We start from the raw sequence: 20,179 nt of genomic DNA, 5'->3' as shown, positions 1-20,179 counted from the left end.
GATAGGCCTCGAACCCGCTTTGCGCGACCTCGAACCGGTTTCAGGACGCGCGAAACCGATGGAGGGGTCCATCCCGGGTGCCGGGCATCGTCCCGAACGTCCCGCATCAAGGAACCCGTCATGACACTTCGGCTCTCGTCACTCGCAGTCCTCGCCATCCTCGCCGCCAGCCTCCCCGGCGCTCAGGCGCAAGCCGCCTCCGATGAGGCGCCGGTTCCCTCGGCCGAGCCTCCGGCCCCGAGCCGGATCGAGCCGCTGGCCGGCTACGACCGGTTCGACGTCAGGGCAGCCCATCGCGGTGTCCTGGTGGCGGCCTCGATCTGGTATCCGGCGAGCGACCGGATCTATGCCGCGCCGGTCGGCGGCAATGCGGTCTTCGAAAGCACGATGGCCCTCGTCGGCGCCGCCGCTGCGCCCGGCAGCCATCCCCTGGTCCTCCTCTCCCACGGTTCCGGCGGCAACATGGACGGTCTCGGCTGGCTGTCGTCACAGCTTGCACTGAGAGGCGCGCTGGTCGTCGCGGTCAATCACCCCGGCACCACCTCCGGCGACTCCTCGCCCCGGCGCACCACCCGGCTCGACGAGCGGGCGAAGGATCTCTCAGCGGCCCTCGACACGATCCTCGCCGATCCGAGCTTCGGGCCGCTGATCGACGGGAAGCGGATCACCGCCCTCGGCTTTTCGCTCGGCGGCACGACGGTCCTCGATCTTGCCGGCGGTCGTTTCGAGCGCGAAAAATATCGCGACTACTGCAAGACCTTCGCCGATCAGGGCGACTGCGTCTTCTTCCGGAAGGGTGGCGTCGATCTCGATCGTCTGCCGGAGGGCATGGAGGCCGATGTCCGCGACCCGCGGATTTCTTCCATCGTCGCCGTCGAACCCGGCATGACCGACGCGCTGTCCGACGACAGCATCGGGGCAATGACGCTGCCGGTCCAGTTGATCGGTCTCGGGTCGCCGGACGCCTGGCGGGGCGTCGACGTATCTGCATCCGGATCCGATCTCGCCGCGCGGCTGCCGGATGCCACCTACGAGATGATCCGGCCCGCCGTCCATTTCACCTTCCTCGGCCTCTGCAAGCCGGAAGCGGCGAGGCTCCTCGCCGAGGAGCAGGACGATCCGGTCTGTACCGATCCCGAAGGCTCCGACCGTGCGGCGATCCACACCAGGGTGATCGAACGCATCTCGCGGTTCCTCGGCCTTGCCGCAGTTCCCGGCGAAACGAGCGCGGCTCACCAGTAGGGATCGACCGCCCGCCCGCCGGCCAGTTCCTCGATCCGCCGGCGGGTCGCGTCGGTGATGCCCTGCGGCAGATCGTCCGGGGCAAAGAAGCCCGACTCGGCGATCTCGCGGTCCGGGCGCTTCGGCTCGGTCTGGGTGACGCCGTCGCAGCGATAGAAGACGACGTGGTCGTGCTTCGATGCGGCGCGATTGTAGTAGACGGCAAAAAGCTCCGGCGGTGCCGCCAGCCTGAGGTTCCCCTCCTCGGCACACTCCCGGTGCAGCGCCTCTTCGATGGTCTCGCCGGGATCGACCCCGCCGCCGGGCATGTACCATCCCGGCAGATAGGTGTGGCGCACGAGGAAGATCCGCCCCTCGCCATCGAAGGCCGCGCCGCGCACGCCGAGGGTCATCGGCCGCGACAGAAGATGCACGCCCTGCATGGCCGTGACCAGTATTTTCTGAAACCGCACGGTTCCCCTCACTCCTGTCGCATCTACAATCCGGGCGTGGTCCGCGTCATGCGGTGAGAGCCCGTCGTGCCACGAAAACAAGACGTTGCACCGTCAGAGCCACTGGTCCAAGCAGGATCCCGCCCGGCTCGGCAACGCCGCAATCGAGGAAAGCCGCCTGATGTTCCGTCTCGCCCATCTCTCCGACGTTCATCTCGGGCCGCTACCGCAACTCTCCTTACGCGAACTCGCCTCCAAGCGGGTGACCGGCTGGTACAACTGGCAGCGCAACCGTCGCCGGATGATGTTCGGCGACACGCTGAGCGATCTCGTCGTCGACCTCAAGGCCGAAAATCCCGACCACATCGCGGTGACGGGCGATCTCGTCAACCTCGCCACCAAAAAGGAAACGATCGCCTCGGGCATCTGGCTGCGCGACCTCGGCACGCCGCAGACTGTGTCGCTGGTTCCCGGCAATCACGACGCCTATGTGCCGGGCGCGCTGAAACGGTCCTATCGCGAATGGTATCCCTACATGATCGGCGACGATCCACTGAACTCGACGGGCAAGTCCTTTCCCTATCTCCGCATCCGCGAGAACGTCGCGATCCTCGGCGTCTCGACCGCCGAGGCGACGGCGCCGTTCTTCGCCACCGGCACGTTCAAGCGCGGCCAGGCGCTGCGGCTTGCCAAACTCCTGGAGACCACCCGAGCGCTCGGCCTGTTCCGCGTCGTCCTGATCCACCATCCGCCGATCTCCGGCTCCACCGCCTGGCACAAGCGGCTGATCGGCAAGCAGTTCTTTTCCAAAGTGATGCGCGACGTCGGGGCCGAGCTGGTTCTGCACGGTCACACCCATCTCGACACGCTCTACTGGCTGCACGGGCCGGACAAGCAGATCCCGGTCGTCGGCGTTCCCTCGGCTAGCCAGGCGCCCGGCGGCGAAAACCCGCCATCGCGCTACAATCTCTTCGAAATCTCCGGCGGCCCGGCGACATGGAAGCTGATCCAGCGCGAGCGCGGCGCGCGGGAGGACGAGCCGGGCATCGGCTGGGTGCGAGAGCGCGAGCTTCTGGCCGACGGCCGCGCCGTCGACACCGAGCCGCGCGCCGACGCGAAGCCGGCGGTCTGAGATCGCTGTCGGAGCGACGTAGCAGCACTGCGGAACGGCGCGATTGATCGAACCGCAAGATCGGTCGAGCGCGCCAGGGCCGATGCCGTCTAAATGGTCCCGTCAAACAGGACGGGGACGATGAAAGCGGCGCTTCAGACATATCACGACCGGATGCAGAGGGCGCTCGACTACATCGACCGGCATCTCGACGATGATCTGGATCTCGACACGGTGAGCGCCGTCGCGGCCTTTTCAAAGTTTCATTTCCACCGGCAGTTCACGGCGATCTTCGGATTGTCGGTGCATCGCTACGTCCAGCTCGCCCGCATGAAGCGCGCTTCGTTCCGGCTCGCCTATCTGGACTGCGATAGCGTCACCGACATTGCGATGGATGCCGGCTATGACGCGCCTGGAGCGTTCGCCCGCGCCTTTCGCCAGCGGGTCGGACAATCGCCCAAGGCGTTTCGCAACTCTCCCGACTGGCAGCCTTGGTATGCAGCCTTCGGGCCACTCGATGATGCGAGGAGTACGCTCGTGCAGAGAACCTTCACCGCAGAGGACGTGACGATCCGCGACGTGCCGGCCATTCCGGTCGCGATCATGGAACATCGGGGCGACCCGGCAACGCTCGGCGCGACCATCCAGCGTTTCATCGTCTGGCGCAGAGCCGCCGGCCTGCATCCAAGTATCGAGTCCACCTTCACGATCTGGCGTTCCGAGCGACGCCCGACCTCGCCGGACGACTATGCCGTCGACCTTTGCGTCGGAATGGACCGGCCAACCGAGGAGACTGCAGTGGACGTGAAAGCTGGCGAGATTCCCGGCGGGCGCTGTGCGGTTCTGCGCGTCGTCGGCCATACGGATAATCTCGAGCCCGCCGCGCTCTATCTCTATCGCGACTGGCTTCCGCGAAGTGGCGAAGACGTCCGCGACTTTCCGATCTACTGCCAGCGGCTGAGCTTTTTCCCGGATGTGGCGGAGCACGAGACCATGGCGGATCTGTTCCTGCCCTTAAAGTAGCGATCCCGCACGGGCGGATGCGCGCCCCTCGACAATGGCGGACGGCGCCGGTCCTTCCAGTCGGCGGAAACGCATCGGCCGCAGCTTTCAGCGCCCGCGCGTATCAGAGCCCTGCCACCTGCGCCGCCTCTCCGGCCGGCACCAGCCGCACCACCTTGTAGCCGCGCTTCTGCAACTCGGCGAGGAAGCCGGGCAGCATCGCCGCCGTGCGCGCCTGGATGTCGTGGAGGAGAATGATGCCACGGCCGTGCTTGTCGAGCGCGCGCAGCGTCCTGTCGCGCACCGTCGCCGGAGCATCGCGGAAGTAGTCCTTGGAATCGATGTCGACGTCGATCGCGACGATGCCCTCGCTCGAAAGTTCGTGGCGAAGCCGCGCGGTATCGGCAAGATAGGGAAAGCGGAAAAACGGTGCCGGGCGCATGCCGATCGGCTGCAGGGCCTCGGCGACGCTCATCTGGCCTTTCCGGATCTCCGCCATCGCGGCGGCGTCGCTCATGGTTCTGAGATTGGCGTGCCGGAACGTGTGAGTACCAATCGTATGGCCGGCGCGCGCCACTTCCTGGGCCACTTTCGGGTAGGTCTTCGCCATCTGCCCGACCATCAGGAAGGTCGCGCTGACGCCGTAGTCTCCGAGCGCTTGCAGGATCTTGTGGGTCTTGCCGGGCATCGGACCGTCGTCGAAGGTCAGCACCACTTCCTTCGGACGCAGCGCGATATCCGAATAGCGGGCGACGGCAATGGTGCGGCCGGTGAGCTTTGAACCGACGGCCGGTTCGAAAGACTGGAAAAGCGGGAAAGACCGGTCCGCCTCGGGCGGCTGGTAGCCGAGAGCCGGCGAATCGCTCGTTGCCGGCGTGCCGGAAAGGCGCATCGAATTGCGGTCGTTGCTGGCACAGCCCGACAGAAGAAGGGCCGCGGCGGCAGCAGAAAGAAGAACTCGCTTGAAGCGCATGGGGACCGGCCCGGATCGGTGACTGACCCCGGCATTGGTAAGGCGTTAAGGTTAATCATCGGTTGCCGCCGCGACCAGCCCGCCGACCGCCTCCCCGTCTCGAACGCCACGTGCCAGCGCCACCCCGAGCGTCATGCGTCCAGTCGGACACGCCAAGGACGCTCCAACTCCGTGAATCACCGCATCGTGCTTTTTGGAAAATCGATTTCGATCGTCGGGCCGATGCCATGGGGATGACAACCGAACGTCGTCATCTACAATCCTCAGGTGTAATTTGAGCAGCTTATGGGAGCGACTGAAATGGCCGGTGGCAGATTCGACGGACAGGTCGTGGTGACGTGGATCGAGCATCGCGGCGCCGACAGGAACATGCAGTTGCGGGAGCATTTCGCCTTCATCGACGATGCCGGCACCCGCTGGGACGTCCCGAGCGGTGCGGTCATCGACGGCGCGTCGATCCCGCAGACCTTCTGGACCCTCTTCGGCCCGCTCTTCGTCGGCGATTATCGCCGCGCCTCGGTCGTCCACGACTACTATTGCGACGTCAGGACCCGTCCCTCGCGGGACGTCCACCGGATGTTCTATGCCGCCTGCCGTGCCGGCGGGGTTTCGCTGATCCGCGCAAAGTCGATGTATGCCGCCGTCGCCGTGTTCGGCCCGAACTGGACCCTCGACGAGGCCGTCGTGTCGGCCCACGGGCTGGAGACCTTCCAGAGCGGTCGGGCCCTCGAACTCGACACCGGCATGGCCATGGACGATTTCATGGAGCTGAAGAACGACATCGAGGATACCGACCCGTCGCTCGCGGAAATCGATGCGAGGATCGCCCGCAAATTGCAGGTGACGCCGGCAATTCCCCTCGATACCGTGCCGGCGATGTAGAACCAACGGCGGACCAAAAACGAGACCCGGTCGCAGGTACCGAGCCCCCCGCGATGCGCGAGCGTATCCCCGTGGCGCCCATCGAAGACCGGTGTCGACGGCAGAGGCCCGCTCAGGCGAGCGACGGATCGCCCTGATTGGGAGCGCCGGAAGACTGCGGCGCCTCCGGCCGCCGGATCGCGTCCATCGCCTCCAGGACCAGCGGATTCATCTCGCTGGTGCGCCCGGCGTCGAACCGCTCGAACAGCTGGGTGCGCATGCGCGGCTCCCAGAACTTGTTGATGTGGTCGGCAACGCCCTTCGAACGCGCCCCTTCCGGAGCCGACTCGAAGAACTTGGCGATCTGGTTCGCCATATAGACGAGCTTGTCACGCTCCATGGCCGGCTCTCCCCTAAACTGTTCGTTCATTCGCCGCCCGGTCCAGACCGGCGAGCGCCCCGGCGATCCGCCCGGGATGCGAAAAGACTTCGAATTCTGCGCCGCGCACCACCGCAACGAGGGTGATGCCGGCGGCCTGCGCCTGCGAAATCGCCAGAGTCGTCGGCGCCGAGACCGCAGCGATCAACCCGCAGCCCATCCGCGCGGCCTTCTGGATCAGCTCGACCGACACCCGGCTGGTGATCGTCAGGAAGCCGCCCCGCGGGTCGATCCCCGCCCGGGCGAGATGTCCTGCCACCTTGTCCAGCGCGTTATGCCGGCCGACGTCCTCGCGCGTCACGACGAGGCCCTTTGACGCGTCGTGCCAGGCCGCCGCATGGACCGCCCGGGTCAGCCGGCTGAGATCCTGCTGCCGCGCCATCGCCGCGACGGCGTCGCAGATTGCCTGCGGCGCGATCGGTTCGGCACCGGTCGCTTCGATCGTCGGCAAGGCGGGCGCCGCGAGTTCCAGCGACTCGACGCCGCAAAGCCCGCAACCGACCGGCCCGGTCATCTGCCGGCGCCTTGTCTGGTAGGTCCTCGCCCGTTCTTCGACGAGCCGAATCTGGCAGTCGATGCCGGCCTCGGTCTCGACGATGGCGATTTCCTCGATCTCGCCGATCCCGGCGACGATCGCCTCGTTCAGAACCAGCCCGGCCGCCATGTCTTCCAGGTCGGCGGGCGTTGCCATCATCACCGCATGGGTCGACCCGCCGATCGACACCGCGACGGCGACTTCCGCCGGCACGGTTCTGGTCTCGGTGCGAAATGCCCCGTTGCGATAGGCGACCGTGGTCACGCTGCTGCACGGCGCTTCAGTGGAAGGCGTTTGCTCCGTCATGACAGAATGGCCTCGGCGCTGCGCCAATGCGCGGTAAGCCTCTGACTGACGAAGAGCCCCATGCTCCCTTTTGTCCTGCCGGACATCTCCCCCTCGAGGGGGGAAATCGAAAGCTTTTCCGCTGATTGCCGGCAATCTGACGTCTGGACAGCCCTTACGCTTGGATTGTTTGACGAGCCTCTATGCAGCGTCGATCTCCCCCCTTGAGGGGGAGATGTCCGGCAGGACAGAGGGGGGTGCTGGCGCATCGGGATATCGTCCGGCGGAAGGTCTACTCCGCCGCCTCCGCCGGCACGATCCGCCGGCTCTCCATGGTCAGCTCGCGATAGTCCTCCTGCCACTCGGTCGGCCCGTTGGAAGGCGAGATCTGCACCGCCGTCACCTTGTATTCCGGGCAGTTGGTCGCCCAGTCGGAGAAGTCCGTGGTGATGACGTTCACCTGGGTCATCGGGTGGTGGAAGGTCGTGTAGACGACCCCCGGCGCGACACGGTCGGTCACCTTCGCCATGATCGCGGTCGAACCGGAGCGGCTTTCGAGCTTCACCCAGTCGCCGTCGCGCACGCCCCGCTGCTCGGCATCGTGCGGATGGATCTCCAGGAGGTCCTGGTCGTGCCAGACGACGTTGCCGGTGCGCCGCGTCTGGGCGCCGACATTGTACTGGGAGAGGATGCGGCCGGTGGTGAGCAGCAGCGGGAAGCGCGGGCCGGTCCGCTCGTCCGTCGCGACATATTCCGTCATGATGAACTTGCCCTTGCCGCGCATGAACTCGTCGACATGCATGATCGGCGAGCCTTCCGGATGGGCCTCGTTGCAGGGCCACTGCACCGAGCCCTTCTCGTCGAGAAGCTCATAGCTGACATTGGCGAAGGACGGCGTCGTCGCGGCAATTTCCGCCATGATCTCGGAGGGATGGGCATAGTTCATGTCCATGCCGATCGCCTGTGCGAGCATCTGGGTGACCTGCCAGTCCTCGTAGCCGTTTTTCGGCGCCATCACCTTGCGCACGCGGTTGATGCGCCGCTCGGCATTGGTGAAGGTGCCGTTCTTCTCCAGGAAGGTCGAACCCGGCAGGAAGACGTTGGCGTAGTTCGCCGTCTCGTTCAGGAAGAGGTCGTGGACGATGAGGAGTTCCAGCGCCGCGAGACCGGCCGAGACGTGCTTGGTGTCGGGGTCCGACTGCAGGATGTCCTCGCCCTGGCAGTAGAGCCCCTTGAACGTCCCTTCGACGGCGGCGTCGAACATGTTGGGGATGCGCAGCCCCGGCTCCTTGTCGAGCGTGACGCCCCAGAGATCCTCGAAGGTCTCGCGCACCGCATCGACCGAGATGTGGCGATATCCCGGCAATTCGTGCGGGAACGAGCCCATGTCGCAGGAGCCCTGCACGTTGTTCTGGCCGCGCAGCGGGTTCACGCCGACGCCCTTGCGGCCGATATTGCCGGTCGCCATCGCGAGGTTGGCAATCGCGATCACCGAGGTCGAGCCTTGGCTGTGCTCGGTGACGCCGAGGCCGTAATAGATCGCGCCGTTGCCGCCGGTGGCATAGAGCCGCGCCGCCTTGCGCACCAGATCGGCCGGAACGCCGGTGACGCTCTCGACGGCTTCCGGCGAATGCCGCTCCTCGGCAACGAAGGCGGCCCATTCCTGGAACTCGTCCCACTCGCAGCGCTCGCGCACGAAGCTTTCGTTGACGAGGCCCTCGGTGACGATGACATGGGCGAGCGCCGTCAGCATCGCGACATTGGTGCCGGGCTTCAGCGGCAGATGGTAGTCGGCCTTCACATGCGGCGTCTCGACCAGGTCGATGCGGCGCGGGTCGATGACGATCAGCTTGGCGCCCGGCTGGCCGGGCTTGCCGCGCAGCCGCTTCTTCATCCGCGAGGCGAAGACCGGATGGCCGTCGGTCGGATTGGCGCCGATGACCAGGATGACGTCGGTGTCCTCGACCGAGTCGAAGTCCTGGGTGCCGGCCGATGTGCCGAATGTCGAGTTGAGACCGTAGCCCGTCGGCGAATGGCAGACCCGGGCGCAGGTATCGATGTTGTTGTTGCCGAAGCCGGCGCGCACCAGCTTCTGGACGACGAAGACCTCTTCGTTGGTGCAGCGCGAGGAGGAGATGCCGCCGACCGAGCCGCGGCCGTATTTTGCCTGAATGTCCTTGATCTTCGCCGCGGTGAAGGACAGCGCCTCCTCCCAGGAGACCTCCTTCCAGGGCTGCGAATGGTGATCGCGGATCATCGGGTTGAGCACGCGGTCCTTGTGGGTCGCATAGCCGAGGGCGAAGCGGCCCTTGACGCAGGAGTGGCCGCGATTGGCTTTGCCGTCCTTGTAGGGAACCATGCGCACGAGTTCCTCGCCGCGCATCTCGGCCTTGAACGAGCAGCCGACGCCGCAATAGGCGCAGGTCGTCACGACGGAGTGCTCGGGCGTGCCGATCTCGACGACCGCCTTCTCCTCGAGCGTCGCGGTCGGGCAGGCCTGGACGCAGGCGCCGCAGGAGACGCATTCGGAGGAGAAGAAATTGTCGAAGCTGGTGCCGGCCGAGATGATCGAGTCGAAGCCCCTGCCCTCGACCGTCAGCGCGAAAGTGCCCTGCACCTCGTTGCAGGCGCGCACGCAGCGCGAACAGACGATGCATTTCGACGGGTCGAACTGGAAGTAGGGGTTCGAGACGTCCTTCGCCTTGCCGAGGTGGTTCTCGCCCTCATAGCCGTAGCGCACCTCGCGCAGGCCGACCGCTCCGGCCATGTCCTGCAGCTCGCAGTCGCCGTTGGCGGCGCAGGTCAGGCAGTCGAGCGGATGGTCGGAGATGTAGAGCTCCATCACCCCCTTGCGGATCGCCTTCAGCCGCTCGGTCTGGGTCGAGACCTTCATGCCCGGCGCCACCGGCGTGGTGCAGGAGGCGGGCGTGCCGTTCCGGCCCTCGACCTCGACGACGCAGAGACGGCACGAGCCGAAGGCGTCCATCATGTCGGTGGCGCAGAGCTTCGGCACCTGGATGCCGGCCTCCATCGCCGCACGCATCAGCGACGTGCCTTCGGGCACGGTGACGTCGCAGCCGTCGATGGTCAGTGTGACGGTCTTTTCGGCCTTCGAGACCGGGGTGCCGTAGTCGATTTCTTGGATCAGACTCATGGATCGGCTCCTAGCTGTCCGCTTTTTCAGCGAGAGTATGTGCGACGAGAGCGTTCGCGTGGCCGTGGCCGAGGCTGTGCTCGGCCTTCAACCAGTTCACGATCTCCATATGTTTCATGCCGCTCCGGCCGCGGATCAGGGACTTCCAATAATCGATCGGTTTCCCGTAGGTTTTCTCGATCGAGGGAAAGTAGGACGCGGGGCCCTTGACCTTCTGAGCTTCGCTCATTCCGCCGCGACCCTCATCGGCTCTCCGTGAAAATCCTCCGGGAAATGCCGGATCGCACTCATTACCGGATAAGGTGTGAAGCCGCCCAGCGCGCAGAGCGAACCGAACTTCATCGTGTTGCAGAGATCCTCGACGAGAACGAGGTTTTCCGCCGGGTGCTCGCCGTCGATGATCTTCTTCACCGTCTCGTAGCCGCGCACCGCGCCCACCCGGCAGGGCGTGCACTTGCCGCAGCTCTCGATCGCGCAGAACTCGAATGCGAACTTCGCCTGCGCCATCATGTCGACCGTGTCGTCGAATACGACGATGCCGGCATGGCCGATCAGCCCGTCCTTCGCCGCGAAGGCCTCGTAGTCGAATGGCGTGTCGAACAGCGATACCGGGAAGTATGCGCCGAGCGGCCCGCCGACCTGCACCGCCCTCACCGGCCGGCCGGAAGCCGTGCCGCCGCCGATCTCGTTGACGATCTCGCCGAGCGTCATGCCGAAGGGGGCCTCGAACAGGCCGCCGTGCCGGACATTGCCGCCGAGCTGGATCGGGATGGTGCCGCGCGAACGGCCCATGCCCATGTCCTTGTAGGCCGCAGCGCCGGCCGAAAGGATCTCCGGCGTCGAGGCCAGCGTGATGACGTTGTTGATCACCGTCGGCATGCCGAACAGGCCCTGGATCGCCGGCAGCGGCGGCTTGAACCGGACCTGCCCGCGCTTGCCCTCGAGACTGTCGAGCAGCGAGGTCTCCTCGCCGCAGACATAGGCGCCCGCGCCGACCCGCACCTCGATGTCGAAGACGTGGGCCGAACCAAGGACAGACGCGCCGAGGACTCCGGCCTGATGCGCCCGGCTGATCGCCTCGCGCATCACGTCGATCGCGACCGGATATTCAGACCGCAGATAGATGTAGCCCTTGGTGGCGCCGGTCGCGACGCCGGCGATCGCCATGCCCTCGATCAGGCAGTAGGGATCGCCCTCCATGATCATCCGGTCGGCGAAGGTGCCACTGTCGCCCTCGTCGGCATTGGCGACGATGTATTTCCGTGCGCCCTTGGCCTCGGCGACCGTCTTCCATTTGATGCCGGTCGGGAAGCCGGCGCCGCCGCGACCCCGCAGGCCGGAATCGGTGACCTCCGCGATCACCGTTTCGGCGCCGATGCCGATCGCACGTTCGAGGCCCTTCAGCCCGCCATGGGCCTTGTAGTCGTCGAGCGACAGGGGATCGGTGATGCCGCAGCGCTTGAAGGTATGGCGCGTCTGCGCCCGGAAGAACGGATGCTCCTCGACCTTGCCGATCCGCTTTTCATGGCCGGCGCCGGACAGCACGCCCGCATCGACGAGCGTCTCGGCCTCGCCGGGCTCGATGGGCCCGTAGGCGATGCGCCCGTCAGGCGTCTCGACCTCGATCATCGGCTCCAGCCAGGCCATGCCGCGGGAGCCGTTGCGCACGATCTCGATCGAAAGCTTGCGATCGGCGACCAGGCGCTTGAATTCTTCCGCGATCGTGTCGGCGCCGCAGGCGACGGCAAAGGAATCGAGCGGGATGAACAGCTTCGTCACAGCCGGGCCTCCTCGACGAGCGCGCCGATCTTCGCCTCCGACAGCCGGCCGACGATCCGCCGGTCGAGCATGGCCGAGGGCGCCGTCGCGCAGAGCCCGAGGCAATAGACCGCCTCGAGGGTCACCTGCCCGTCCGGCGTCGTTTCGCCGAACTTCACGCCCAGCGCCGTCTCGATCGCGCCGGCGATCGCGTCGCCGCCCGCCGCCTGGCAGGCCTCCGCCCGGCAGACCTTGAGGACGTGCCGGCCGGCCGGCGCCTTGCGAAAGTCATGATAGAAGGTGACGACACCGTGCACCTCGGCGCGGGTCAGGTTCAGCGCGGCAGCGACCTGTCGCACGGCCTCTTCGGAAACATGGCCGAAACGCTCCTGAATGCCATGCAGGATCGGCAGCAGCGGCCCTTCCAGATGCCGGTGCTCGCCGATGATCTCGGCGGCTTCGGCCTCGTCGTATCTCGCTTGAAAAACCAAGCGCTTACCTCCCAGCATGCATTTTGAATTCTTCCAGAGACGGAACACCCGCATCGCGCAGGAATCAAGGCGCGATCCTCGTCTTACGATAGAAGGATTCTATCGTACCGCCCTCCAAGCCGCGTCTGGCATGCCAGAACAAGCCTTTGACGTCGCAGTCAGACGGTGTCGATCTGCTGAGTTTCTTCCCAGAACGCGGCGACGATCGGCGGCCGCAACTCGCGTCGGGCGGTGACGAGGCCGACTCGGTAGCTGACATCGGGCCCCGTGATCGGGATCGCGACGAGCGGGTCGGCCAAACCGAGCACCGCGGCCGAGCGCAGCGGCACCACGGTGGCGATGCCGGCGAGCCGGGTCTGCGACAGGAGCGCGATCATCGAGTTCGATTCCATCACCGCCCTGATCCGCCGCCCCTCGGCACCGAGATGCCGGTTGAGGATCTGGCGGTTCTGCATCGTCGGGCTGAGAAGGCCGAGGCTGAGGCTTGCCACCTCCTCCCAGGTCACATGCTGGCGATCGCTGAAGTCGCTGCCGTGCCGGGTCACCAGGCAGTAGCGCTCGTCGTAGAGGGCGTGGGTGTCCAGCCGGCGCAGTCGTTCGTCGTCGAGATAGGTGAGGCCGACATCGATCTCGAAATTCTCGATCGCCGCCAGAATCTCGGTCGCGGTCTGCGAGGTGACCTCGAAGGTCACGTCCTCGTGCCGGCGATGAAACGGCGCGGTCAGCCGGGAGACGATCGCCAGGCTCGTCGGCACCGCGCCGATCCTCAAGTGACCCGACAGCCCCCGTTTGACCGTGCGGATCTCCTCGCGCATCGTCCGGACGTCGTCGGTGATCCGCCGGGCCCAGGAGAGCGCCCGCTCGCCCTCTTCGGTCAGGCCGCGATACCGCGAGCCACGGTTCACCAGCGTTGTTCCGAGCCGCTCCTCCAGCTGACGGATTCCCGCCGAGAGGGTGGGCTGGGTGATCCCCAGCCGGTCCGCCGCGCGGCCGAAATGCCGCTCTGCAGCGAGCGCGATCAGATATTCCAGCTTGTCGATCATTCCGCTTCGCGCCCCTCTCCCAGACCTGGCGCTGCCAGTGCCGCCCCAAGCCTCTCCACCCGCTCCGCCGGTCACGGAACGATAGCCGTGCTCCACCCGAGACCATCCGACCACTTGCCAAGCGGTGCGGCAAGTCGCTTAAAGCCAGGATCTCAACGACTTGCCAATACGGAGCAATCCGCCATGCAGCCTGGCAATCTTTCCCAGCTCGGCCGCGCCGCAGCGCCCGCCGCCTCTCCGGACGACGCCGTACTCGAAACCGTCCCCTATACCCGCGGCGACGGGCCGCCGGCGATCGTGCGCTTCACCTGCGCGGAATTCACCTCGCTCTGCCCGGTCACCGGCCAGCCGGACTTCGCCCATATCGTCATCGACTACGCGCCGGATGCGCGGCTGGTCGAATCGAAGTCGCTGAAACTGTTCCTTACCAGCTTCCGCAACCACGGCGCCTTTCACGAGGACTGCACGGTGATGATCGCCCGGCGCGTCGTCGAAGCAACGAAGCCGCTCTGGCTGAGGATCGGCGGCTACTGGTATCCGCGCGGCGGCATCCCAATCGACGTCTTCTGGCAGACCGGCCCGGCGCCCGATGGCGTCTATCTGCCGGAGCAGGGCGTTCCGCCCTATCGCGGCCGCGGCTGACGCCGGCCAATATTGATCATCGGCCCGGCGAGGTCGTAGAAGCCTCGCGGACGAACCCCTTCAGCTGGACAGAGCGGCCAGCGGTCACTTTCACTGGACAGACCATGACCTCGCAAGACCTGACCCTCGACCCGATCGAAGACGCGATCGCCGCAATCGCCGAGGGTGAACTCGTCGTCGTCGTCGACGATGCCGACCGCGAGAACGAGGGCGACCTGATCATGGCGGCCACCAAGGCGACGCCGGAAAAGATGGCCTTCATGATCCGCCATACCAGCGGCATCATCTGCGTGCCGATGAGCGGCGAGCGGGCCGAGGCATTGAACCTGCCGCCGATGGTCGCCAACAATCTCGACCCGATGCGCACCGCCTTCACCGTCTCGGTGGACTACAAGGTCGGCATGACGACGGGGATCTCCGCCGAGGAGCGCGCCAACACGTGCCGCGCGCTGATGAACACCAACTGCGCGGCGACGGATTTCGTGCGTCCCGGCCATGTCTTCCCGCTGATCGCCCGGGAGGGCGGCGTCCTCATCCGCTCCGGCCACACCGAGGCGGGCACCGATCTCGCCCGTCTCGCCGGCCTCGAGCCCGGCGGCGTCCTCGCCGAGATCGTCAATGACGACGGCACCGTCAAGCGGCTTCCCGAACTCGTTCCCTTCGCGCGCGAGCACGGGCTGAAGATCATCTCGATCGAGGATCTCATTGCCTATCGCACGCGGCGGGAATCCTTCGTGACCCTGGTCCGCGAGGAGGACTTCACCCTCGCCGGCCTCGCCGGGCGGATCCGCATCTACCAGACCCCCTTCGACGAGACCCAGCACGTCGTCTTCGTCCATGGCGATGTCCGCGAGGCCAACGGCGTACCGACCCGGATCCATCGCGAGCAGCCGATCCTCGACATGGCGACGCGCGTCGGCGGCGGCAAAGGCTGGGTCAATGTCGCGGTCGAAAAGCTGAAGGCGAGCGGCAACGGCATCATCATGCTGCTGCGCTCGCCGCAGATCGACGATCTGGAGACCCGGCCGAGCGGAACCGACGAGCCGGTCGCCGATGGCGAGCGGCACCTCAGCGCCCGGCTGCGCCGCCAGCGCTGGCGCGAGGTCGGCGTCGGCGCCCAGATCCTGCGGGACATCGGCGTCTCCTCGATCGCCGTCCTCGCCACCCACGAGCGGGCCTATGTCGGACTGACGGGCTTCGGCATCGAGGTCTGCGACACCGTCATCGTCGAAGAATAGCCCAGCAAGGTCAGACCGGGACCGCATTCTCGATCCCAGTTCGCTCTCGTCCGGACCAAAGAGACCGGCAGGGCATGACCGCTCGCGTCGATACCCGGCATTCTTCCCTTGCGGCATAACAGCGAAAATGCTATTGATCTCTTACTGATTTGCAATCAGGGCTTTACCTGCCTGCAGACAGGGTCGCCGATCTCACAGTTGTATGCCGCGCTGCCGGTAGAGCACCCGGATGCAGCGACGGTTTCAGCGATCCGTTGATGCCCGCGTACAGTGGCAGCCATAAACCGTTGCGTTTTGCAGACTTTCCGAAATGGCTACCGCGTGTCCGCAAGCAGGCAGCCGGTCTGGCCGCCGGATGAGCGGGCAATTCCGGCAACCTGAACGCGCCTCTGGTCGAGCGAGTTGCGAAATGGAAACCCGTTCTGCAGCGCGCGCATCGATAACGGCAGCAAGCATATATCCGAAAACTGACGCGTTGATATGGATCAAAATCGGACAGAAAGTGTTTCGTTATGGAACAGATTCGACCGATCCGCGCTTTTTGGATTGGAAATGGCGATAATCTATTGATCTTTGGTTACGGTCATTTAAAGCTTCCGTTGCGCAACATCGAACACGGAGGCGTTATTCTCATGCGCAAAGTGCTGCTCACGCTGATCGCCGCTGCCGGTGCAGTCTCCTTCGCGGGGACCGCCGAAGCGAAATGGTACAAGAAGGAAGTCGATGAACGGGGCGGCAAGTGCTACCTCGTCGAATACGTCCCGTCGACCTACAAGTACAACACCCGCGGCAAGCTCGTGCACTCGGAGAGCACGTCGTGGGACGGCGACGTTGTCGACGGTGGCATGATCTACCACCGCCGCAACCCGGCCGTTTACATCACGACCAAGAAGCTCGTCGAGAAGGACCACTACACCCTGGTCCCCTGCTGAGCGAAGACGATCGACGAGGGGGGAGCGTCACGTCTTCCCCCTCCTCCACTCCTTCTCCGGACGCGATCGGCACGGGCAGGATTGGCTCGGGCAGGATCGGCCGTCCAGAACCGGAGAATGCGGCGCGACAATCGGCCGATAGGGTGCCGAGCGATCGCCACCGTCCGACCAGCCATGCTCCGCCCGGGGCATGCTTCGACTGGGGAGGCTACCGAGATGCTCCAGACCGTCCTTCTCGCCGGCGCGATCGCCATTCCGTTCGCCGATACGCCGCAGCAGAAGCCGACATCGAGCGAAGGTGAACTGGCGCGGTTCGAGACCGCCTTCGAATTTGCCGAGATCCCGGGAGGCTACCGGCTCAACGCGATCGTCATCGATCTTGCCGATGGCGCCAGCCAGTCGACGCCGATCGGCAATTGCAAGACGATCAACCTCGATTCCTTTTCAGAGGGCCTGTTCGGAACGCCGGTCGTCTGCAACGGCATCAATTACAGTTTCGACGTCCGGCAGGGTCAGATCGTCGTCGACGCATCGCCGGGCCGTCTTCCGGCCAAGGTCGTTCGCAAGCTGAAGCCCGGCCACGCGCTGATCAACGGCACGCCGCTCCTCATAGAAAGAGGTCGGGCGAAATAGCCAGGGTGGGCATCCCCTCATAGGGCCGCAGATAGCGCACTTCGCCGTCGAGCCGCGGATGTTCCGGCGCGATCCGGTTGGCCGGTGCGGCACCCCGCACCATCCAGCTTGCGAAAGGATCGGCAGCGGTGGTCACCGGCGCGACGGTGCCGCCGTCGGGCACGATCGCCTCTTCGAGCGCCGATGCCGCCTCGGATGGCTCGCCCTTGGCTCCCGAACGGGCCGCGAAGCTTCCGACGATCGTACCCGGCGCCTCCGGCTCTTGCACGGCCGCATCCGGCGTGTCCTCGACGGGGGCCAGGAAGCCCTCATAGGACAAGGCACCCAGCACATAGGGCGGCACGTAATAGGCAGCGCTGGTGGGGGTAATCGGCCGGACCATCAGCACCGGCCCGCTCTCGCAGGCTTCGGCGGTCGGCTGTCCGGCAGAGCTCAGCGTGACGTAGCAGGTGGACGGCCGCGAGGCGCAACCGCCGAGGCCGAGCGCCAGCGACAGAGATATCCCAACAAAGAGTGAACGCGCCGCCATTCCGGGCCTCCCCGATGGCGACATTCGAGCGTCGTGGTTAACGCTGCGTTAAATCGGCCGGCGTCGCCCTGACAGCGGGCGCGAAAAGCCAGTTCCGGATCAGCTTCACAGACCGAGCCTGGTGACGGTGCGCCGCACCGCCTCGATGACAAGCCGCAAAGCGGGCGACGGATCGCCGTCGCCGCGCATGGTCAGCCCGACCGGGCCGAGCGTCTCGCGCGTCGCGATCGGCAGTTCGACGAGCATGCCTTCGGAGACGTCGAGCGCCACCACTCCGGAGGAGATCACCCAGACAGCATCGGTCTTGCGCAGATAGGCGCGGCCGAAGGATTCCGACACCGTCTCGACGCGGTGGCCGGCCTGGCGGATGCCCTGGGCGATGAAGAACTGCTCGGCAAGGGTGCGGATCGCCGCGTCGCGGTTGGGAAAGACGATCTGGTAGTCCGACAGGGCGGCGACGTCGGTGCAGCCGACCAGCGGATGGCCGGGGCGCACAACCAGTGAAATGCGCTCCGAGTAAAGTTGCGAGAAACTCAGCCCGGACATCGCCTCCGGATTGCCGAGTCGGCCGATGACGAGGTCGAGCGCGCCACTCGCAAGTTCGGATAGTAGATAACCATTCGGTCCAGTTACGATTGCAAGCCCCACCTCCGGTGCGACCCGGCCCATCTCCACCGTCGCGTCCGGAACGATGCGCGCCGCGACCGAGGGAAGCGCCCCGATGGAGAGCCGCAAACCCCCGGCGGCCAGCGTCTCGGTGATCCCCTCGATCCCCTGCCGCAACGCCGCCAGGCTGGAACTCGCATAGGCATGAAACATTTGGCCGACGGGCGTCAGCGACACGCCGCTGCGGTTGCGGTCCATCAGCCTCGCGCCGAGCGCCGTCTCCAGCTCCGCCAGGGTTTTCGAAACTGCCGGCTGGGAGACGTGCATCACCTCCGCAGCCCGTCCGACACTTGCCGTTCGCGCCACTTCGACAAACGTCCTGAGGTGGCGGATCTTGATACGGCGGTCAATTTCCATAACTAAACAGTCATACTAAACCCGGAACTTATTCAATTTACATGAATTTTCCGTGCTTTCATATTGGTGGGCAGGAGGAGAATCGACGATATGACGCAACAGGCCGACGATCGCTACGCAATCGGAATGGCGACACGCCGCGCGGTGCTGGGCGACGCCCACGTCGACCGCGCCCAGGCTGGCATCTCCTCCATCGACCGCGATTTCCAGACCTTCATCACCGAAGGCGCCTGGGGATCGGTCTGGTCGCGTCCGCATTTTTCGAGGCGCGAGCGTTCGATCGTCACGATCGCGCTGCTCGCCAGTCTCGGCCAGGACGAGGAACTCGCCATGCATATCCGCGCCACCCTCAACACCGGTGCGAGCCGCGAGGATGTCGTCGAGGCGCTGATGCACGTCGCGGTCTATTCGGGCGTGCCGGCCGCCAATCACGCGCTGAAGATCGCCAAGAAGGTCTATGGCGAGATCGATGCAGACAATGGAGGCGCAGAATGAGCGGCGGATCCTTCTATCAGCGCGACCGCACATGGCATCCGCCGGCCTTCACGCCGGGCTACAAGACCAGCGTCACCCGCTCGCCGCAAAAGGCGCTGATCGCCCTCGACAACACCCTGTCCGAAATGACCGGCCCGGTGTTTGGCCATGGGACGCTCGGGACCCTCGACGACGACCTGATCCGCAATTTCGCCAGCGACGGCGATCCGATCGGTCAGCGCATCATCGTTCATGGCAGGGTGCTCGACGAGGACGGCCGCCCGGTGCCCGGCGCGCTGATCGAAGTCTGGCAAGCCAATGCCGGCGGGCGCTATCGCCACAAGAAGGAGACCTACCTCGCACCGCTCGATCCGAATTTCGGCGGTTGCGGGCGGACGATCTCCGGCGAGGACGGCTCCTACCGCTTCCGCACCATCAAGCCCGGCCCCTACCCCTGGCCGAACGGTCCCAATGACTGGCGCCCGGCCCACATCCATTTCTCGATCTTCGGCCACGGCTTTGCCCAGCGGCTGATCACCCAGATGTATTTCGAAGGCGACCCGCTGATCTGGAAGTGCCCGATCGTCGCGACGATTCCCGACAAGGCGGCGATCGAGAGGCTGATCGCGCCGCTCGACATGGCCAACACCGTGCCGATGGACAGCCGCGCCTACAAATTCGACATCGTGCTGCGCGGCCGTCGCTCGACGCTGTTCGAGAACCGGATGGAGGGCAACTGATGGTGCAGCCTCTCGACCGGCTCAAGGAAAGCGCCTCGCAGACCGCCGGCCCCTACGTTCATATCGGCTGCACGCCGAATTTCTGCGGCATCGAGGGGGTCTATCCGGACGATCTCGGCCGCACGATGCTGAAGCCGGAGACGAAGGGCGAGCGCATCCGCATCGTCGGCCGCGTCTTCGACGGCGTCGGAACGCCGCTGAAGGACGCTCTCGTCGAGCTCTGGCAGGCGGATGCCGCGGGCCTTTATCCGTCGCCCCAGGAGACCCGCGGCAAAGCCGATCCGGCCTTTTCCGGCTTCGGCCGCTCACCCGGCGACATGGCCAGCGGCGAGTTCGTCTTCGACACGGTCAAGCCCGGCAAGGTCCCGTTCAAGGACGGCCGGCCGCAGGCCCCGCATGTCACCTTGTGGATCGTCGCGCGCGGCATCAATCTCGGCCTGCACACCCGTCTCTATTTCGGCGACGAGGAGGCCGCCAACGAGGCCGACCCGATCCTGTCGCGGATCGAGCACCGCTCGCGGGTCGCAACGCTGATCGCCCCGAAGACCGTCGAGGCGGGCCTGCCGACCTACCGCCACGACATCTATCTGCAGGGCGACAGGGAAACGATCTTTTTCGACATCTGACCGCCGCGGCGGACCGG

At 65.7% G+C, this 20,179-nt stretch carries 22 protein-coding genes; 11 read left to right on the top strand and 11 right to left on the bottom strand.

The genetic code is table 11. The features are described 5' to 3' along the window. The first annotated feature begins 120 nt into the window (after window positions 1–120). The gene (locus tag E3C22_RS16295; protein ID WP_245515042.1) at window positions 121–1,242 is read left to right on the top strand and encodes an alpha/beta hydrolase family protein; all 1,122 of its coding nucleotides are present in this window, start codon (window positions 121–123) and stop codon (window positions 1,240–1,242) included. Here the strand turns inward: E3C22_RS16295 and E3C22_RS16290 are convergent. Further along, a complete protein-coding gene (locus E3C22_RS16290; RefSeq protein ID WP_425364990.1) occupies window positions 1,233–1,694 on the bottom strand; it encodes an NUDIX domain-containing protein in 462 nt (153 codons plus the stop codon). The genes E3C22_RS16295 and E3C22_RS16290 overlap by 10 nt on opposite strands. A 160-nt stretch (window positions 1,695–1,854) precedes the next feature. Here E3C22_RS16290 and E3C22_RS16285 point away from each other — a divergent pair, with 160 nt between their 5' ends. Continuing rightward, window positions 1,855–2,805 (top strand): metallophosphoesterase family protein, encoded by a 951-nt coding sequence (locus E3C22_RS16285; RefSeq protein ID WP_134763329.1) that lies wholly within the window; start codon window positions 1,855–1,857, stop codon window positions 2,803–2,805. Window positions 2,806–2,925: 120 nt separating this feature from the next. Continuing rightward, window positions 2,926–3,807 carry an AraC family transcriptional regulator gene (locus E3C22_RS16280; protein WP_134763117.1) on the top strand — a complete coding sequence of 294 codons (882 nt, stop codon included), beginning with the start codon at window positions 2,926–2,928 and terminating at the stop codon, window positions 3,805–3,807. A 103-nt stretch (window positions 3,808–3,910) separates the two neighbouring features. On the opposite strand, the gene E3C22_RS16275 is transcribed toward E3C22_RS16280, so the two are convergent. Then, on the bottom strand, window positions 3,911–4,759 hold the full coding sequence (locus E3C22_RS16275) for a polysaccharide deacetylase family protein (protein ID WP_134763116.1): 849 nt from the start codon (window positions 4,757–4,759) through the stop codon (window positions 3,911–3,913). Between the two features lie 300 nt (window positions 4,760–5,059). On the opposite strand from E3C22_RS16275, the gene E3C22_RS16270 reads away from it, so the two are divergent. Further along, window positions 5,060–5,641, top strand: coding sequence for a DUF1353 domain-containing protein (locus E3C22_RS16270; protein WP_167591801.1), 582 nt, complete (start codon window positions 5,060–5,062; stop codon window positions 5,639–5,641). A 112-nt stretch (window positions 5,642–5,753) separates the two neighbouring features. Here E3C22_RS16270 and E3C22_RS16265 read toward each other — a convergent pair whose 3' ends face one another. The 7 genes from E3C22_RS16265 to E3C22_RS16230 form a co-directional block, all read right to left on the bottom strand. Continuing rightward, window positions 5,754–6,020 carry a formate dehydrogenase subunit delta gene (locus E3C22_RS16265; RefSeq protein WP_134763114.1) on the bottom strand — a complete coding sequence of 89 codons (267 nt, stop codon included), beginning with the start codon at window positions 6,018–6,020 and terminating at the stop codon, window positions 5,754–5,756. Between the two features lie 13 nt (window positions 6,021–6,033). Then, complete coding sequence (fdhD, locus tag E3C22_RS16260) at window positions 6,034–6,858, bottom strand: formate dehydrogenase accessory sulfurtransferase FdhD (protein WP_245515040.1); 825 nt, start codon at window positions 6,856–6,858, stop codon at window positions 6,034–6,036. 313 nt (window positions 6,859–7,171) lie between these two features. Further along, complete coding sequence (gene fdhF / locus E3C22_RS16250; RefSeq protein WP_134763112.1) at window positions 7,172–10,033, bottom strand: formate dehydrogenase subunit alpha; 2,862 nt, start codon at window positions 10,031–10,033, stop codon at window positions 7,172–7,174. Window positions 10,034–10,043: 10 nt separating this feature from the next. Beyond that, entirely contained in the window at window positions 10,044–10,262 is a 219-nt protein-coding gene (locus E3C22_RS16245; RefSeq protein WP_134763111.1) for a DUF4287 domain-containing protein, read from the bottom strand. Further along, window positions 10,259–11,812, bottom strand: coding sequence for a formate dehydrogenase beta subunit (locus E3C22_RS16240; protein WP_134763110.1), 1,554 nt, complete (start codon window positions 11,810–11,812; stop codon window positions 10,259–10,261). Before E3C22_RS16240 ends, E3C22_RS16245 begins: the two co-directional genes overlap by 4 nt. Continuing rightward, a complete protein-coding gene (locus E3C22_RS16235) occupies window positions 11,809–12,300 on the bottom strand; it encodes a formate dehydrogenase subunit gamma (RefSeq protein WP_134763109.1) in 492 nt (163 codons plus the stop codon). The genes E3C22_RS16240 and E3C22_RS16235 overlap by 4 nt, the downstream gene beginning before the upstream one ends. Before the next feature lie 140 nt (window positions 12,301–12,440). After that, the gene (locus E3C22_RS16230) at window positions 12,441–13,325 is read right to left on the bottom strand and encodes a LysR family transcriptional regulator (protein ID WP_134763108.1); all 885 of its coding nucleotides are present in this window, start codon (window positions 13,323–13,325) and stop codon (window positions 12,441–12,443) included. 183 nt (window positions 13,326–13,508) lie between these two features. Between E3C22_RS16230 and queF the strand changes: the two genes are divergently transcribed. The 4 genes from queF (at window position 13,509) to E3C22_RS16210 (ending at window position 16,770) form a co-directional block, all read left to right on the top strand. After that, complete coding sequence (gene queF / locus E3C22_RS16225) at window positions 13,509–13,967, top strand: preQ(1) synthase (protein WP_134763107.1); 459 nt, start codon at window positions 13,509–13,511, stop codon at window positions 13,965–13,967. Window positions 13,968–14,071: 104 nt separating this feature from the next. After that, window positions 14,072–15,205, top strand: coding sequence for a 3,4-dihydroxy-2-butanone-4-phosphate synthase (gene ribB, locus E3C22_RS16220; protein ID WP_134763106.1), 1,134 nt, complete (start codon window positions 14,072–14,074; stop codon window positions 15,203–15,205). 512 nt (window positions 15,206–15,717) lie between these two features. After that, window positions 15,718–16,137 (top strand): hypothetical protein, encoded by a 420-nt coding sequence (locus E3C22_RS16215; protein WP_134763105.1) that lies wholly within the window; start codon window positions 15,718–15,720, stop codon window positions 16,135–16,137. Between the two features lie 216 nt (window positions 16,138–16,353). Further along, window positions 16,354–16,770: a hypothetical protein gene (locus E3C22_RS16210; protein WP_134763104.1), complete on the top strand. Its 417-nt coding sequence runs from the start codon at window positions 16,354–16,356 to the stop codon at window positions 16,768–16,770. On the opposite strand, the gene E3C22_RS16205 is transcribed toward E3C22_RS16210, so the two are convergent. Continuing rightward, complete coding sequence (locus E3C22_RS16205; protein WP_134763103.1) at window positions 16,745–17,299, bottom strand: hypothetical protein; 555 nt, start codon at window positions 17,297–17,299, stop codon at window positions 16,745–16,747. The two genes, E3C22_RS16210 and E3C22_RS16205, sit on opposite strands and share 26 nt — an antisense overlap. 105 nt (window positions 17,300–17,404) lie before the next feature. After that, window positions 17,405–18,322, bottom strand: coding sequence for a pca operon transcription factor PcaQ (gene pcaQ / locus E3C22_RS16200; protein ID WP_134763102.1), 918 nt, complete (start codon window positions 18,320–18,322; stop codon window positions 17,405–17,407). A gap of 90 nt (window positions 18,323–18,412) precedes the next feature. Here pcaQ and pcaC point away from each other — a divergent pair, with 90 nt between their 5' ends. From pcaC to pcaG, 3 genes are read left to right on the top strand one after another with little or no spacing between them, the layout of a single operon-like run. Continuing rightward, entirely contained in the window at window positions 18,413–18,817 is a 405-nt protein-coding gene (pcaC, locus tag E3C22_RS16195; protein ID WP_134763101.1) for a 4-carboxymuconolactone decarboxylase, read from the top strand. Beyond that, on the top strand, window positions 18,814–19,536 hold the full coding sequence (pcaH, locus tag E3C22_RS16190; protein ID WP_134763100.1) for a protocatechuate 3,4-dioxygenase subunit beta: 723 nt from the start codon (window positions 18,814–18,816) through the stop codon (window positions 19,534–19,536). The genes pcaC and pcaH overlap by 4 nt, the downstream gene beginning before the upstream one ends. Further along, window positions 19,536–20,162: a protocatechuate 3,4-dioxygenase subunit alpha gene (pcaG, locus tag E3C22_RS16185; protein ID WP_134763099.1), complete on the top strand. Its 627-nt coding sequence runs from the start codon at window positions 19,536–19,538 to the stop codon at window positions 20,160–20,162. The genes pcaH and pcaG overlap by 1 nt, the downstream gene beginning before the upstream one ends. The last annotated feature ends 17 nt before the right edge of the window (window positions 20,163–20,179 follow it).

The organism is Jiella endophytica (genome assembly GCF_004519335.1).
GTDB lineage: Bacteria > Pseudomonadota > Alphaproteobacteria > Rhizobiales > Rhizobiaceae > Jiella > Jiella endophytica.
The sequence above is the reverse complement of the archived record's forward strand: the minus strand, read 5'-3'. Positions and strand labels throughout refer to the sequence as shown.